This window comes from Pseudomonas sp. R3-57, assembly GCF_051132065.1.
Taxonomy (GTDB): domain Bacteria; phylum Pseudomonadota; class Gammaproteobacteria; order Pseudomonadales; family Pseudomonadaceae; genus Aquipseudomonas.
The window spans coordinates 3,269,968-3,286,220 of sequence record NZ_CP071655.1 but is presented as its reverse complement, the minus strand read 5'-3'; the positions used below and the strand labels follow the sequence as shown (position 1 = coordinate 3,286,220).

General features: G+C 59.5%; 12 protein-coding genes. 6 read left to right on the top strand and 6 right to left on the bottom strand.

Features of this window, described 5'->3' with window-relative positions; all coding sequences use genetic code 11:
• The first annotated feature begins 103 nt into the window (after positions 1-103).
• The gene (locus tag J3P93_RS14780) at positions 104-622 is read left to right on the top strand and encodes a DUF4946 domain-containing protein (RefSeq protein WP_434589065.1); all 519 of its coding nucleotides are present in this window, start codon (positions 104-106) and stop codon (positions 620-622) included.
• 216 nt (positions 623-838) lie between these two features.
• Here J3P93_RS14780 and J3P93_RS14775 read toward each other — a convergent pair whose 3' ends face one another.
• The gene (locus J3P93_RS14775) at positions 839-1,204 is read right to left on the bottom strand and encodes a histone-like nucleoid-structuring protein, MvaT/MvaU family (protein ID WP_203417824.1); all 366 of its coding nucleotides are present in this window, start codon (positions 1,202-1,204) and stop codon (positions 839-841) included.
• A gap of 233 nt (positions 1,205-1,437) precedes the next feature.
• Positions 1,438-2,973 (bottom strand): EAL domain-containing protein, encoded by a 1,536-nt coding sequence (locus J3P93_RS14770; protein WP_434589062.1) that lies wholly within the window; start codon positions 2,971-2,973, stop codon positions 1,438-1,440.
• 400 nt (positions 2,974-3,373) lie between these two features.
• Here J3P93_RS14770 and hppD point away from each other — a divergent pair, with 400 nt between their 5' ends.
• Positions 3,374-4,450 carry a 4-hydroxyphenylpyruvate dioxygenase gene (gene hppD / locus J3P93_RS14765; protein ID WP_101157216.1) on the top strand — a complete coding sequence of 359 codons (1,077 nt, stop codon included), beginning with the start codon at positions 3,374-3,376 and terminating at the stop codon, positions 4,448-4,450.
• Positions 4,451-4,577: 127 nt separating this feature from the next.
• On the opposite strand, the gene rarD is transcribed toward hppD, so the two are convergent.
• From rarD to J3P93_RS14745, 4 genes are all read right to left on the bottom strand, one after another.
• Positions 4,578-5,459 (bottom strand): EamA family transporter RarD, encoded by an 882-nt coding sequence (gene rarD, locus J3P93_RS14760; protein WP_434589060.1) that lies wholly within the window; start codon positions 5,457-5,459, stop codon positions 4,578-4,580.
• A 170-nt stretch (positions 5,460-5,629) separates the two neighbouring features.
• Positions 5,630-7,741, bottom strand: a complete 2,112-nt coding sequence (locus J3P93_RS14755; protein ID WP_434589058.1) for an acyltransferase family protein — start codon at positions 7,739-7,741, stop codon at positions 5,630-5,632.
• A gap of 110 nt (positions 7,742-7,851) precedes the next feature.
• Entirely contained in the window at positions 7,852-8,865 is a 1,014-nt protein-coding gene (locus J3P93_RS14750) for an aldo/keto reductase (protein WP_434589056.1), read from the bottom strand.
• A 279-nt stretch (positions 8,866-9,144) separates the two neighbouring features.
• Entirely contained in the window at positions 9,145-10,458 is a 1,314-nt protein-coding gene (locus tag J3P93_RS14745; RefSeq protein ID WP_434589054.1) for an MFS transporter, read from the bottom strand.
• Positions 10,459-10,629: 171 nt separating this feature from the next.
• Between J3P93_RS14745 and J3P93_RS14740 the strand changes: the two genes are divergently transcribed.
• From J3P93_RS14740 to J3P93_RS14725, 4 genes are all read left to right on the top strand, one after another.
• Positions 10,630-11,751 (top strand): sugar diacid recognition domain-containing protein, encoded by a 1,122-nt coding sequence (locus J3P93_RS14740; RefSeq protein ID WP_434589052.1) that lies wholly within the window; start codon positions 10,630-10,632, stop codon positions 11,749-11,751.
• 238 nt (positions 11,752-11,989) lie between these two features.
• Positions 11,990-13,132 carry a glycerate kinase gene (locus tag J3P93_RS14735; protein WP_434589050.1) on the top strand — a complete coding sequence of 381 codons (1,143 nt, stop codon included), beginning with the start codon at positions 11,990-11,992 and terminating at the stop codon, positions 13,130-13,132.
• Positions 13,133-13,332: 200 nt separating this feature from the next.
• Positions 13,333-14,958 (top strand): methyl-accepting chemotaxis protein, encoded by a 1,626-nt coding sequence (locus J3P93_RS14730; RefSeq protein ID WP_434589048.1) that lies wholly within the window; start codon positions 13,333-13,335, stop codon positions 14,956-14,958.
• A gap of 41 nt (positions 14,959-14,999) precedes the next feature.
• Complete coding sequence (locus tag J3P93_RS14725; RefSeq protein ID WP_434589046.1) at positions 15,000-16,187, top strand: pyridoxal phosphate-dependent aminotransferase; 1,188 nt, start codon at positions 15,000-15,002, stop codon at positions 16,185-16,187.
• Positions 16,188-16,253 lie beyond the last annotated feature (66 nt).

The following is a 16,253-nucleotide window of genomic DNA, read 5'->3' as shown; positions in this document are numbered from 1 at the left end:
AATGATACGCATGCCTGCCGGCAACGCCAAATGAAAGGGCAGGCTTGCCCTGCGCCCGGGCGAGCCTCAGACTTTACCGCTCAATTTGCGAGTGCTTGCGGCAATGATCCGACTGTTCAAATCCCTCTGTGTGTGTTCTGCCTTGTCGTTTGTGGCTGTGTGCGTGTCCGCGGACGAGCCGGGTATCACTTGGCCAGCCGGCTGGCAGGTCGAAGCGCTGCCTGCGGCGACAGCGCAGGTTTCCCGTCAACGCGCGGTGAAAACGGACGCCGACGGCAATCAAGTGATGGTGATGGAGCTGACCATGACCGAAGTCGAAAAGGACCATCAAGTCAATTTGCCGGGCGTGCTGCTGGAGATGCGCAAATCGATTCAGAAAGACTTTTTCCAAAGCGGCTACCAGAGTGTCTGCAATAAAGTGCACGCGGCGACACTGGGATCTTTGTCTGCGCTGGAAACCACTTGTACGATCACTGAGAACGGACGCCATATACTGTCGCAAACCCTCGTCGCGGCAGTCCAGGCGGACAAGGCCTATGTACTTTCCTACGCGGGGCAGGCCGAGGTTTATAAGGCCAGTGCGGAAGAGATAGTGGCGGCGAGAAACAGCTTGAAACTTTAAGCGGCTGTTCTGCACGAGACGGTTAGATACCGGAAGGAATTAAGACTAAAGTTTAATCGTAGCGCCGTCCGGCAACATCGAGCAGCAAATTGTTTAGCCGCTGGCTCATAAACGTTACACAAAAGTCGCAACTTGTACGATGAAATTCATTTCATTTGTTAGATATTGTCAATAAAAAAGCCCCGCTTGATGCAGGGCTTTTAATCGATTGGCGAATTAACCGCGCAACCATGAATCCACGGTGCTGGCACCGTATTGTTCCTTCCAGGCTTTCAGGCCGCGGTGGTTGCCGCCTTTGGTTTCAATCAGTTCGCCGGTGTGCGGATTCTGATAGACCTTGACCACACGAGCGCGGCGGGTTTTAGGTGCTGCAGCGGTCTGCAAGCCGGATTTTGCCGGGTTTGGATCGAGGATGGCGATGATGTCCTTCAGGCCTTTGCCGTAGGTTTTCATCAGTCCCTGCAGCTTTTCTTCGAATTCGATTTCTTTCTTGAGCCCGGCGTCGTTCTTCAGCGATTCCAGCTGCTTGAGCTGTTCCTGAAGGGCCTTTTCAGCTGCGCGAAATTCAGCGAGTCTGGACAATATCTTTACTCCAATAGTGTGTTTGGCTGATACCAACCGCAAACAGAGCTATAAGCCAAGAGCCGTGAAGCGACTCGGTGATAATGGCTCACCTGCGAATTTTGCTCAGGTTGAAAAAATTGTAGTAGTTAATGCGCCAAGAGTAAATCCTGATGTTGTCTTGATGTAACAACAGTGGTCTTTTGTATCAATTTGGTGCGCCTCATCGGTACGCTCGTCTTGAAACAGCTTAGTTAACGATGAGTTAATGCGTCGATGAAATCCGCAGCGGGCATCGGTTTAGCAAACAGATATCCCTGGAGGAAATCGACATCATGTGCAGTCAGATAGTCGGCCTGAGCCTGGGTTTCGACACCTTCAGCAACAATACCCAAATCCAGCTTGGCCGACAGTTGGATAATCGTGTCGAGTATGTGCCGCGATAGCGCGTCGATGCCGATCATGGCAACGAAGCTCTGATCGATCTTTAGAAAGTCCACGTTGAATTTGCGCAAGTAGGCAAGGCTGGAGTGCCCGGTGCCGAAGTCATCAATGGCGATCTTCACGCCCAGTGAATGCAGCTGTTCGAACAGTTGGCGAGTGATCTCGGTGGGTTCGATCAACTCGCGTTCGGTCAATTCCAACACCAGACTGACGCTATCGGGGGCGAACGCGGCGAGAAACAGTCGACAGTCCTCCACCAGTTCCAGATCCCGGCAATGGCTGGCGGTAATATTCACGCCAATGTGAAAGGGCGCAGTGAAGGTCGCTGACAACGGTCCCAGCAGCGCGGCGGTTTGTTGCATCAGGGCGCGAGTCATCGGCACGATCAGTCCCGAATGTTCGGCAAACGGAATGAACAGGTCCGGTCGCACCAGGCCTTCTTTGGGGTGAGCCCAGCGCATCAGCACTTCGGCTCCGGACCAGGCCTTGCTGTCGCCATGCACCACAGGCTGGAAGTAGGGGATGAATTCGCCAGCTTCCAGCGCCCGAAGCATCTCATGACTTGGCGAAACCGAGCGCTTTTGCACGACATGGCCGATCGCGCCGGAGACTGCACCGAAGAAAATCAGCAGGCTGAACAATGGTGGGTACTCAGCGGCCATGTAGCGCCAGGTTTCACCTTGGGCATAACCGGCGTTGACGCTAAACCCATAACGCGATGAAACCAGCGTGGTCGGCGCAACGGGCAGCGCGGGGAGGGCGCCCGTTTGGACTTTGCCATCAGCCGCCAGCCAGTTATCGCCCACCTGCAAGACCAGCAACGTCTGCCGGCTGATCAGTCGCAGGATATTGCTCAGGTGATAACCGTCCAGCGTGGTCAACGCACCACCGCGACCTTCGCTGAGTCGATACACCAGCAGCGCGGTGTCCGGTGTTACCGGATTGCCGTTCATCAGCCACAACTTGCCCTGGTTGTAGTCGCCGGCATTCACGACTTCCTGGTAGTCGCCAAACAGCGAGCTGCAATAGAGGTTGTTGTCCCAGACCAGATTGGTCGAGCGCACGAACGGGCGGCGGGTCACTTGTTCACGCAGGGCCAGCTTGACGCTTTCACAAGTCTGGCCGGCCAATGGCAAGAGTTCATGAGCCGCTTGCGCAGTGTTGTCGAGCATCAGCTCAAACTGACGCAAGGCCTGTTCGGCGGTCTCTCGAGCACTCTGTTCGAGGATGCGTTCGGCCTGCAAGTAAAGGATCGTACTGCCCAATATGATCGGCAGCAGCCCGCTCAGCAGCGTGATGACGATACGTGTGCTGCGTTTGCGGCGGGGTCTGACGGTCAACGGCATGGGCGCATCCTGTCGCGGTGGGTGGGGGCGAAGCTTGGGGCGCTGCGCAAAAGCAGTCAGCCAGGAGCGAGGATAGATCGAACACGCTGATTGCGCCGCTCATACCTGTGCAATAAACACCTTGCGGCAAACGCAAGAAAGCGGATTTCATAGGGGCAGCAGACAAGCTGGTTTACGCTGTGTAGAATCGGGTTACGCATACAATAATAATCGTCTTCTGGCAGCAGAAGCCTCGCCCGCAAGAGCCTTGGGTCGACAATGAAGATATTCGGGTTTCAACTGATCTACGGTGACTTCCTCGCCCGCAGTGTGCGTGGCATTTCCTGCGCGCCGCCCAGCGCTCTCAGCATGACTCGCCAATAAACCCCGGTTGATTGATTAGAAATGATGAGGCGTCACCATGGCAGATTTATACGAAAACCCAATGGGCCTGATGGGCTTTGAATTCATCGAGTTCGCATCGCCGACTCCCGGCACGCTGGAGCCGATCTTCGAGATCATGGGCTTCACCAAAGTCGCCACCCACCGCTCCAAGAACGTGCACCTGTACCGTCAGGGCGCGATCAACCTGATCCTCAACAACGAACCGAACAGCGTCGCCTCGTACTTCGCCGCTGAACATGGCCCGTCCGTTTGTGGCATGGCGTTCCGCGTCAAGGATTCGCAAAAGGCCTACAGCCGCGCACTGGAACTCGGCGCCCAGCCGATTCACATCGAAACCGGTCCGATGGAGCTGAACCTGCCGGCGATCAAGGGCATTGGCGGCGCGCCGCTCTACCTGATCGACCGTTTCGGCGAAGGCAGCTCGATCTATGACATCGACTTCGTGTTCATCGAAGGCGTCGATCGCAACCCGGTTGGTGCCGGCCTGAAGATCATCGATCACCTGACCCACAACGTTTATCGCGGCCGCATGGCCTACTGGGCGAATTTCTACGAGAAGCTGTTCAACTTCCGCGAAATTCGCTACTTCGACATCAAGGGCGAATACACCGGCCTGACCTCGAAAGCAATGACCGCTCCGGACGGCATGATCCGCATCCCGCTGAACGAAGAATCATCCAAGGGCGCCGGGCAGATCGAAGAATTCCTGATGCAGTTCAACGGTGAGGGCATCCAGCACGTCGCCTTCCTCACGGACGATTTGATCAAGACCTGGGACCAGCTGAAGAAGATCGGCATGCGCTTCATGACGGCACCGCCGGATACCTACTACGAAATGCTCGAAGGGCGCCTGCCGAACCACGGCGAGCCGGTCGACCAGCTGCAATCGCGCGGTATTCTGCTCGATGGCGCATCGGAGCAGGGCGACAAGCGCCTGCTACTGCAGATCTTCTCGGAAACCCTGATGGGCCCGGTATTCTTCGAATTCATTCAGCGCAAAGGCGATGATGGTTTCGGTGAGGGCAACTTTAAGGCACTGTTCGAGTCGATCGAGCGCGACCAGGTGCGTCGTGGTGTTTTGACCACCGAATAATCAACAGCACCGATAAACATTGTGGGAGCCAGCCTGCTGGCGATAGCGACTTCAGATTCAACATAAAAGTTGACTGACAGATCGCAATCGCCAGCAGGCGGGCTCCCACATTGGTTTCACGCCCGGCTTATGGGCGGCTTTGTCGCATCAGGTGTTTGAAGCCTTCGAAGACCAGCACCACCACCGCCATCCAGATCGGGATATAGGTCAGCCATTCCCCGGACTTGATGCTTTCCCCGAGCAACAGTGCCACGCCGAGCAGCAGCACCGGTTCAACATAACTCAACAAGCCGAACAGACTGAACGGCAGCAAGCGGCTGGCGATGATGTACACCACCAACGCCGAGGCGCTGATCAGCCCGAGCAGCGGAATCAGCCAGAGCAACCCGGGATATTGGTCAAACACGCCCAAGCCTTGCTCGCCGCCCTGCACGAACCACCAGGCGACCGGGAGCATCAAGGTCATGTCGACCCACAAACCACCGAGGTTGTCGGTCTTCAGGTATTTGCGCAGCACGAAGTACAGCGGATAGCCAACCACGACCACCAGGGTGGCCCAGGAAAAACCGCCAACCTGATACAACTCGTTCAGCACGCCGAGGCTGGCAAAAAACACGGCGATCTTTTGCAGATACGACAGGCTCTCGCCGTAGGCGATGCGCCCGGTCAATACCATCGCCAGCGGCAGCAGGAAATAACCCAGCGAGACATCAAGGCTGTAATCGTTCAGCGGCGCCCACATGAACAGCCACAGCTGCACGCCGAGCAACGCGGCCGAGATGATCAAGCCGCCGATCAATTTCGGCCTCGCCGCCATCAAGCGTACCAGCTCGATAACCCGCCGCCATTCCCCGGAAACCAGCATGAACACGGTCATGCACGGCACGGTCAGCAGCATCCGCCAGCCAAATATCTCCACACCGCTCAACGGTGTGAGCAACGAAGTGTAGTAATACATGACGGCAAACAGCACCGATGCCGAAACCGATAGAGCGATACCTTTAGCCAAGCTGTCCTCGCAGGTTGAGGGTTGAACGGGGGGGCGAAGGATACGTGGTTTTTGTGCTGAATATTGATCGGTTGCTCAATATTCTTCACAGGTATCAACCGGATCGCCGCGTCATCAGCATAGCTGCCCTATGCGCTGTGGCAGCGAGCCTGCTCGCGAAGCGCTTAAGATCACTGACCACCCTTCAGCGGATTACCAAAGCGCTTGAGGTACATTTCACCAAACCGGTAAGACGCGTAATCGGTCATGTGACCGAGGTCACGATAAACCGGCAAGCCATCGACTGTGGTCGCGCAAGCGCCATCCTTGCATTGCAGGCTTTTCGGATCGATGACGATCAGGCTCGGGTATTCGCCCTGCAGTTCGCTGAACAACCGGGCCAATGTCGGATCTTCGTCATTTGACCAAGGCACCGATGCGCATTGAATGCTCTGTTCGGCACTGCCGAGCAAGCCGCGCAACTTCACCTGTTTCAATAAACACTCGTTGATCCCCGTCGGCATCGGCAGGGTATTCATCAGGAACACCGGTGTTGCGCCCGACTTGACGATGATGTCCAAGGCTTGGCGGAGCGCGACGCCGAGGCGTTGTTGCGACAGTTCGACACTGCGCGGATCCTCGAGGCGGGTAACGATGGCATCGGTGAGATAGGCCTCCCAGAACTGCCCGATGATCACGTAGCGGAAATGATGGCTGGCGATCATTTCGTAGTAGCGTTGCGCAGCGTTGTGGCATTTCTGATACAGCGCGTTTTTCGCTTTGTACCAGTTGTAGAGGTAGATGTTCGGCAGCGCCAGGCAGGCCGGATAGCCCTGCGCGAGGACGGCGAGGTTCGCGTCCTTGGCCAGCGTTTCAACGAAGCCCCAATAATGGTTCGAGTAAGAATCCCCCATCAGCAGAACCTGAGGCTTGGCTTGTGCAGCGCCCATCATGCAGCCAGGGTCGGCGCCGTCGCTGACGCCCAGACAGGCTTCCCGGTTGGCCGGCACTGATGCTTTCAAACCGTTGAACAGATTGTTCGAGCCCTGGTTGAAACGGTTCGGCCAGCCCTCGTTTCGATCACCGGCCGAGTGCAATAAAGACAGGGCAATCGCTGGCACGATGATCAGCCAGATCAGGGTTTTGCCAAAGCCTGCGCGCGCCTTGCGGAAGCGGTTTTCGATCAGCACGAAGGACAGATAGCCGATGACGAAGGTCGCGCCGAAGTACAGCACCTGCACCAGCGGGGTGAGGGCGATGCCCAGGTAGCTCGTCACGGCGAGAATCGGCCAGTGCCAGACGTACAGCGAATACGAGAGCGTGCCGATAAACACCAGCGGCCGGAACGCCAGCAATTTTGAAGTCACGCTGGCATCGCCGATGCCGCGAAACAGCAGCACGGCCGTGGCCAGGCACACGGCGATGGCGTGGTAGCCGGGGAAACCCGACAAGATATCTTCACGCGTCGCGCAGTAAAACAGCGTTGCCAGCGCCAGCGCACAGATCACCGAAGCGCTCAGGCGCTTGAGCCGGAAAGTCTCGCGGCTGAAAATCACCGCGCAGGAGCCGATCATCAATTCAAAGATGCGCGCGGTGAAGAAGTAATAGTTGCGGTCGGGATAGGCATACGAGAGGTACAAGGCCAGTGCCATTGCCGCGAGGGTCAGACCCAGCACGGTGGCCTTGAAAACTCTTTTCGCCACATAGCGGTTGAGCAGCCAAAGGCCCAACGGCAAGGCCAGATACCATTGCCATTCGATGGCCAGCGACCAGGTGTGCAGCAACGGCAGGCTTGCGGCATCCGGCGTCGCGTAGCCGCTGGTCACTTTGGAAAAGTACTGATTTGAAATCAGCAGCGAGGTGTATTTTTCGCTTTTGAGAAAGTCGACGTAGTCGCTGGGCAGATACAGCAGCGTGGTGATTAGCAACGTTGCGATCAGCAGGGCGATGATTGCCGGTTGCAGGCGCCAGATGCGTCGCGTGTAAAAGCCTGTGAAGCTGAACGTGCCCTTGTCCAGCGAGGTCATGATGATCGAGGTGGTCAGGTACCCGGAAATCACAAAGAAGATATCGACGCCGATGTATCCGGACGGAAACAACGCCAGGCCGCCGTGGAAGATCAACACCAGCAGCACGGCGATGGCGCGCAGGCCGTCGATATCGGCGCGGTACTCAATCGAGGGTTTGCGCCCGATGGCCGTTGCCGTCTCTTCGGCGTGAAGTTGGGAATGCGGATCGTGTCGGTCGCCGGGGTTTTTCAGCAGAGCAGGCTTCGCGGGGGCCTCGACGGAGCGATCGAACATGCAGTTATCCCTGGCAATTTTGCGCCGATCAATCCAGTTTCCGTTTGATCGCGCTGAATTCAATGAAAAACAGCCGATTGTATCGGCTGTTCTACATTAGGGAAGAGCTGTTATGCCTGATGTGGTTTGCGCCCAGAGACGAAATGGCTGACATCGTTGAAACCCGGTGTCGAAGCATGTCCCGGCGTGACCAGCGAATCGATGAACGCCTCGTCTTCGGCGCTGATCTTCACCGCCTGCGCCTTGGTATAGGCATCCCACTGCGCCTCGGTCCGCGGCCCGACAATCGCCGAGGTCACGGCGCTGTTGTTCAGCACCCAGGCAATCGCAAACTCGACCATGCCGACCCCGCGCTGCTCGGTGTACTGCTGAATCTGCTGGGCAATGCGCAACGACTCGACGCGCCACTCGGTTTCCAGAATGCGCTTGTCCTGGCGCCCGGCGCGGCTGTTGACGTCCGGTTGCACATCCGGCGCGTACTTGCCGCTGAGCACGCCGCGGGCCAGCGGGCTGTAAGGCACCACGCCGAGGCCATAGGTTTGCGCAGCGGTAATCTGCTCAGTCTCGGCCTGACGGTTGACGATGTTGTACAGCGGCTGGCTGATCACCGGGCGGTCAACGCCGAGCTTGTCTGCAACACGAATCACCTCGGCGATCCGCCAGCCGCGATAGTTCGACAGCCCCCAATAGCGGATCTTGCCTTGGCGAATCAGATCGCCAATCGCCGAAACGCTCACTTCAAGCGGCGTGTTGTGGTCTTCGCGGTGCAGGTAATAGATGTCGACGTAGTCAGTGCCGAGCCGAGTGAGGCTGGCTTCGAGACCGTTGAAGATATGTTTGCGGCTCAAACCGCTGCGGTTCGGCACACCGTCCACCGGGCCGAAGCCGACCTTGGTGGCCAGCACCCATTCGTGCCGATGACGAGCGATCGCTTCACCGACGATCTCTTCGGAGCGGCCGTTGGTGTAGACGTCGGCGGTGTCGATGAAGTTGATCCCCTGATCCCAGGCCTTGTCGATAATGCGCAGCGAATCTTCGGCGTTGGTCTGTTCGCCGAACATCATTGTGCCGAGCGTCAACGTGGAGACCTGCAGTCCGGAGTGGCCGAGTGTGCGGTAGCTCATGGCGAAATCCTTTTTGGCGGTGGGAGGGGTTCAATCAAATACCAGATGCGCCAGTCGTCGCAAAGTGAATTTATAAGCTCGGCATCTGAATGCAAAAAGCCCCGTCACCAGGGGCAGGGCTTCTGATCGTTCCCACGCTCCGCGTGGTAACGCCGCCAAGGACGCTCTGCGTCTGCTTTGGGACGCAGAGCGTCCCGGGCTGCATTCCCACGCGGAGCGTGGGAACGATCAATGGGAGCTAGCTCCCACAGGGGATGGTGCAGTGTTCGAGAACTCAGGCTAAGCCCGCAACGTCCGCGTCATCCGCAACGCCAACAGACTCCCGCCGACAATCACCGCCGCGAGCAGATACAACGCCGCATTCGTCGACCCGGTACTGTCCTTGACCCAACCCACCAGATACGGGCTCAGGAATCCAGCCATCTGCCCCATCGAGTTGATCAACGCCAGACCACCGGCCGCAGCGCCAGCGCTCAGCATGGCAGTCGGCACCGGCCAGAACATCGGCAGACCCGTCAGCGCACCCATGGTAGCGATGGTCAAACCGAGAATCGCAATCGCCGGATTTGCCGCGAAGTTGACCGCAATGAGCAAGCCAATCGCGCCCATCAGCATTGGCACCACCAGATGCCAGCGGCGTTCCTTGCGCAGGTCCGCTGAGCGACCAACAACCAGCATGAACACCGCCGCCAGCAGATACGGAATCGCGCTCAACCAGCCGATCACCAGGTTATCGCTGAAACCGAGGTTCTTGATGATCGATGGTAGCCAGAAGTTGATCGCATAGACGCCGCTCTGGATACAGAAGTAGATCAGGCCGAACGCCCAGATCGCCGGGTTCTTGAACACCGCCAGCAGCGAGTCGGAGGTGGATTTCGGTTTGTTCGCCAGGTCTTCGGCCTGATCCGCTTCAAGCACCGCGCGCTCGTGCGGGGTCAGCCATTTGGCGTTGGCGAAGCTGTCGCTGAGCAGGAACCAGGCGAGAGCGCCGAGAATGACCGTCGGAATGCCTTGCAGCAGGAACATCCACTGCCAACCGGCGAGACCGCCCTGGCCGGCAGCGAAGTGATTGAGAATCCAGCCGGAAAACGGGCTGCCGAGCAGACCTGACACCGGAATCGCCGACATGAACAGCGCCATGATCCGGCCGCGGCGGAACGTCGGGAACCACTGCGAGAGGTACAGCACTACGCCGGGGAAGAACCCGGCTTCGGCCGCGCCGGTGAACAGTCGCAGGGTGTAGAACTCGGTCGGCGTGGTGACGAACAGCAGGCAGGTCGATAGCGCCCCCCAAGTGATCATCATCAGCGCAATCCAGCGCCGTGGACCGAATCTGGTCAAGGCCAGGTTACTCGGCACGCCGCACAGCACGTAGCCGATGAAGAAGATCCCGGCGCCGAGGCCGTACACGGTTTCGCTGAACTTCAGTGCGTCGAGCATCTGCAGTTTGGCGAATCCAACGTTGACCCGGTCGAGGTAGTTGAACAGGTAGCAGACGAAGATGAAGGGAATCAAACGCAGGGTGATGCGTTTGTAGACGGCGTTTTTACCGTCGGTGTCGATGGTCTGGGTAGCTGCGGCGCTCTGCGACATAGCGGCTCTCTCTTTATTATGATTTTTTGCGATGCAAAGGGTAACGTTGATCGCCCCGAGAGTCTCGGCCACCTCTGGCCGGATTGTCTTTGTGCCTGAGCACAGGGTTTGCCGGCAGACCCTGTGCGGGTGAACAATCGCACGCGCCGAATTTCAAGGATTGCCGCTGTCATGTTCGAACTTGATCACGACCTCGCCCAAGACATCGTCGACCGGGCGATGGCCATTTTGCCTTACAACGTCAACGTCATGGACAGCCAGGGGCTGATCCTCGGCAGCGGCGAACCAGAGCGCATCAACACTCGCCACGAGGGTGCGCAATTGGTGTTGGCCAATGGCCGCGTGGTGGAAATCGATGCGCAGACGGCGGTGCATCTCAAGGGCGTGCAACCGGGCATCAACCTGCCGCTGCTGCTCGATCAGCGTTTGATCGGCGTGCTCGGCATCACCGGTGAACCCGAGCAACTGCGCACCTACGCCGAACTGGTGCGCATGACTGCAGAAATGCTGGTTGGCCAGCGCAACCAGCAGGCCGAGCAGCAATGGCGGCGCCAGCGTTGTGATGATCTGCTGGCGCTGTTGCTGAGCGAGGCGGGTGATTCGCCGCGGCTGGTCGACGAGGCGCAGCAACTGGGGCTCAAGCCGCAACTGACGCGGGTGCCTCATCTGTTCGAACTGGGGGCTGAGCACGGTCCGGGGCAAACCGTCGAGGCGTTGAGTGCCTGGCTGATGTCGCGTTACCCGGACAGCTGGTGCGTAAGTTCGGCGCAGTCATCGCTGCTGTGGTGTCGCCCGGCGAGTCAGCACATCGAGCACGAGCGCTTGCTGGAAAAACTCGATGGCCTCGGCTGGAAGATCCTGCGCATTGCCGTAGGCGGGCAGGCCGACGGGCTAGCCGGGCTGCGCCGCTGTTATCGGCGGGTCGGCGACTTGCTCGCCTACGGGCGCGAAGTCTTGCCGCAGTCGCGCGTGCTGACGCTCAACCGCTATCGTTTGCCGGTGATGCTCTGGCGCCACCGCAACGATGATGCGCTGGACGAACTGCTCAAACCGCTGCGCAAGGTGATCGCCAAGGACAGCAACGGCCAATTGTTGGCGACGCTGCGCAGCTGGTGCGAACACGACGGCCAGAGTCAGGCCTGTGCCGATGCCTTGGGCATTCATCGCAACAGCCTGCGTTACCGGATGGAGCGGATTGCCGAGTTAAGCGGGGTCGATCCGCTCAGGCTGGACGGGATGCTGGTGTTGTATTTAGGGGTGCAGTTGTTGCCACAGACCGACCCATCGGCATGAGTTGTCCTTGAGACCGTCATCGCTGGCAAGCCAGCTCCCACAGGTCAGAAGGCGTTCACAACTTCCACATCCACCACAGCACCCTGTGGGAGCTGGCTTGCCAGCGATGAGGCCGGTACAACCAACACATATCTTTTGTGAAAATGAACAATAAACGCCGACGCCACTTGTGCAACCGACCGGCGTCAACACACCGACCGACTGGCAGCATGACGGACATTGCCACCGGAGATTTCCCATGAAAGTCGTCATCGCCCCCGATTCATTCAAGGACAGCCTCAGTGCTCAGGGCGTCGCCGAGGCCATCGCCCTTGGCCTGGCGCAGGTGTGGCCGCAGGCGACGCTGGTCAAATGCCCGATGGCCGATGGCGGCGAAGGCACGGTGGAGTCGATTCTGGCGGCCTGTGCCGGCGAACTGCGCCGCAGCCGCGTGCGTGGTCCGCTTGGTGCGCCGGTCGAGGCCGCGTGGGGCTGGTTGCCGCACACCCAGACCGCGATCATCGAAATGGCCGAAGCCAGCGGCTTGCAACTGGTGCCGCCCGGGCAGCGCGATGCGTGCATCAGCAGCACGTTTGGCACCGGCGAACTGATTCGCGCGGCGCTGGATGCCGGCGCACAACGGGTGATTCTGGCGATTGGCGGCAGCGCCACCAACGATGGCGGCGCCGGTGCGATGCAGGCGTTGGGGCTGAAACTGCTTGATGCGCAGGATCAGGCGCTGGTCCCCGGCGGACTGGCACTGGCGCAACTGGCGCGACTGGACCTGAGTGCACTCGACTCGCGTCTGGCACAGGTGCGTTTCGATATTGCCGCGGATGTGAACAATCCGCTGTGCGGTCCGCATGGCGCCTCCGCGATTTTCGGCCCACAGAAAGGTGCCTCGCCGGCGCAGGTGCAGCAACTCGATCAGGCCTTGGGGCACTTTGCCGAACTGTGCGCGCAGGCGCTGGGCAAAGACGTCCGCGATGAACCCGGCAGCGGTGCGGCCGGCGGTCTGGGTTTTGCCGCCAAGGCGTTTCTTGGAGCGCAGTTTCAGGCTGGCGTGGAAGTGGTAGCGGAGCTGGTGGGGCTCGCCGATGCGGTTGAGGGCGCCGATCTGGTGATTACCGGGGAAGGCCGCTTCGACGCGCAGACCCTGCGTGGCAAGACGCCGTTCGGCGTGGCACGGATCGCCAAACAACACGGCGTGCCGGTGGTGGTGATTGCCGGCACCCTCGGCGACGGTTATCAGGAACTGTATGGCCATGGTATCGATGCGGCATTCGCCGTGACCAGCGGGCCGATGACCCTGGAACAGGCCTGCGCCGAAGCGCCACGATTGTTGCGTGAACGCGCCACCGACATTGCTCGCGTCTGGCAGATGGCGCGGCGCAGCGCCTGAAATTCCCCGGCGGTGTTTCATCCCTGAAACACCGATAAAAATATTTGCAACGGACCCGCAATCTTCCTCAAGCCTGGCCGATATAAAGGTCAGGCGCACACAAAACTCCCAAAACAGTGGCGCCGGACTGCAGCCCGCGCTCCCCACGGGTCAGTGATCATGGCATGGACGCTCGTAGCTTCTATCTTGAGAGTTCAGCCATGTCCTTGCGTAACCTGAATATCGCGCCCCGTGCCTTCCTCGGTTTTGCCTTCATCGCCCTTTTGGTGGTCGTGCTGGGTGTGTTTGCCGTCAACCGCATGTCGGTCATCCGCCAGGCGTCAATTGATATGAACACGACGCAACTGCCCAGCGTGGCCCATCTCAGCGTGATAACGGAAAACGTCCTGCGGATGCGCATTCTCTCGTTTCGCGTATTGGTCAATCGCGAACCTGCCGCGTTGCAGGAAGCGCAGGCGCGCATTGCCGCACTGGTAGACAAAGCTCGCAAGGCACAAGCCGCTTATGCCGAACTGCATGCGGGCCCGGAAGAACGCGCGCTGTACCAGACTTTTTCGACCACGCTGGACAACTACGTGCAAGCGCAGAACCAGATGCTTGAGTTGTCGCGCCAGGACAAAATGGAAGAGTTGCGCGCGCTGATCAACACGCGAATCAAGGAAGGCACCGACCAGATGGGCGAGCAGTTGAATAAACTGATCGCGATCAATGCCGCCGATGCCAAGACCGCGTCGACTCGCGCCGGCGATTATTACGACAGCGCGATAACCGGGATCATCATTGTCGCGGTGATTGCAGCGCTGGCCACTGTATTGCTGGCCTGGCTGTTGACCCGCAGCATTGTCACACCGCTCAACCGCGCGCTACTGGCGGCGCAAACCATCGCCGCTGGCAATCTGAGCAAAGCCATCGAAGTCGATGGCAAGGACGAGCCGGCGCGCCTGCTCGAAGCCCTCGCAGCGATGCAGGTCAATCTGCGTCAAACCATCGAACAGATCGCCGGTTCCGCTACGCAGTTGGGCGCGGCCGCCGAAGAACTCAGCGCCGTCACTGAAGAAGCCTCGCGCGGTTTGCAGCAGCAGAACAACGAGATCGAACAGGCCGCCACTGCCGTCAACGAGATGACCGCCGCCGTCGAAGAAGTCGCGCGCAACGCGGTGTCGACTTCCGAAGCCTCGAACCAGTCGACCCACGCCGCCCGTGAAGGTCGCGATCAGGTGGTGAAAACCGTCGACGCGATCCAGACCATGACCCACGACGTGCAGAACACTGCGCAGATGATCGAAGGCCTTGCCGCACAGGGCCGCGATATTGGCAAAGTGCTTGATGTGATCCGTGCCATCGCCGAACAGACCAACCTGCTCGCGCTGAACGCGGCGATCGAAGCCGCGCGTGCCGGTGAAGCCGGACGTGGCTTTGCGGTGGTCGCGGACGAAGTCCGAGCACTGGCCCATCGCACCGCGCAGTCGACCCAGGAAATCGAAAAAATGGTCGCTGGTATTCAAAACGGTACCGGCGAGGCGGTTTCGTCGATGCAGCAAAGCAACCAGCGCACCCAGATCACCCTGGAAATGGCCCGTGCTGCCGGCGTCGCGCTGGAGCAGATCACCCAGTCGATCCACCAGATCAACGAGCGCAACCTGGTGATCGCCAGTGCCTCGGAAGAGCAGGCGCAAGTCTCACGCGAAGTCGATCGCAACCTGGTGAACATTCGCGACCTGGCCACGCAGTCGGCGGCCGGGGCCAACCAGACCAGCGCCGCGACTCATGAACTGTCGCGTCTGGCGGTGGATTTGAATGCGATGGTGGCGCGTTTCGTGATTTGAGATACGGTGAAGGCTGGAAACCGCGCGATCAGGAGACGTACATGCGCTATTCAGCCTTGACCCAACGCATTGCCGGAGAGGGCGCCGCCGCCTGGCAGATCCACGACCGAGCGTTGGCGTTGCGCGCCGAGGGCGTCGATATTCTGCTGCTGAGTGTCGGCGATCCGGATTTCGATACGCCGTTGCCGATCGTCCACGGCGCCATCGACAGCCTGTTGGCCGGTGATACGCATTACGCTGACATCCGTGGCCGGCTCGAGCTGCGCAGGCTGATTGCCGCGCGACACTGCCAGCGCAGTGGTCAACGGGTTGACCCTGATCAGGTGATTGTCTTGCCTGGCGCGCAATGCGCGGTGTATTCGGTGGCGCAATGTCTGCTCGATCCGGACGACGAGGTGATCGTCGCCGAACCGATGTACGTTACGTACGAAGGCGTGTTCGGCGCGTGCGGCGCGACCGTCGTGCCCGTGCCGGTGCGTCCGGAAAACGGCTTTCGCGTTGACCCGGCCGATGTCGCTGCGCGCATCACCTCAAAGACCCGGGCGATGCTGCTCAACAGCCCGAACAATCCCAGTGGCGCCAGCTTGCCGCTGTTGATCTGGCAGGAACTGGCGGCGCTGTGCATTCGCCATGATCTGTGGCTGATCAGCGACGAGGTCTACAGTGAACTGCTTTACGAAGGCCGGCACATCAGCCCGGCGAGTCTGCCGGGCATGGCTGAACGCACGGCGACGATCAACAGCCTGTCGAAATCCCACGCCATGACCGGCTGGCGCATTGGCTGGATGATCGGGCCGCAATCGCTGGCCGAGCATCTGGTCAACCTGTCGCTGAGCATGCTCTTCGGTCTGCCGGACTTCGTTCAGAAAGCTGCACAGGTTGCGCTGCAAGGTGATCTGCCGGAGGTAAAGCAGATGCGCGAAGAATATCGCCTGCGCCGCGATCTGGTTTGCGAGCGTTTGCACGGCTGCCCGGGCCTGCACCCGGTCAGGCCGGATGGCGGGATGTTCGTGATGGTCGATGTGCGCCAGACCGGACTTGGCGCCCAGGCATTTGCTGAGCGATTGCTGGAAGGTTATGGCGTCTCGGTGCTGGCCGGTGAAGCGTTCGGCCCGAGTGCGGCGGGGCATATTCGCATTGGCCTGGTGGTTGACCGGGTGAAACTGGCCGACGCCTGCGCGCGGATTGCCTTGTGCGCGACGCAGCTTTTGCAGGCGCGCAGTGCCTGATGGTCCCAGGCCATACCCCACACACTGATCGTTCCCACGCTCCCGCGTGGGAATGCAGCCCGGGAC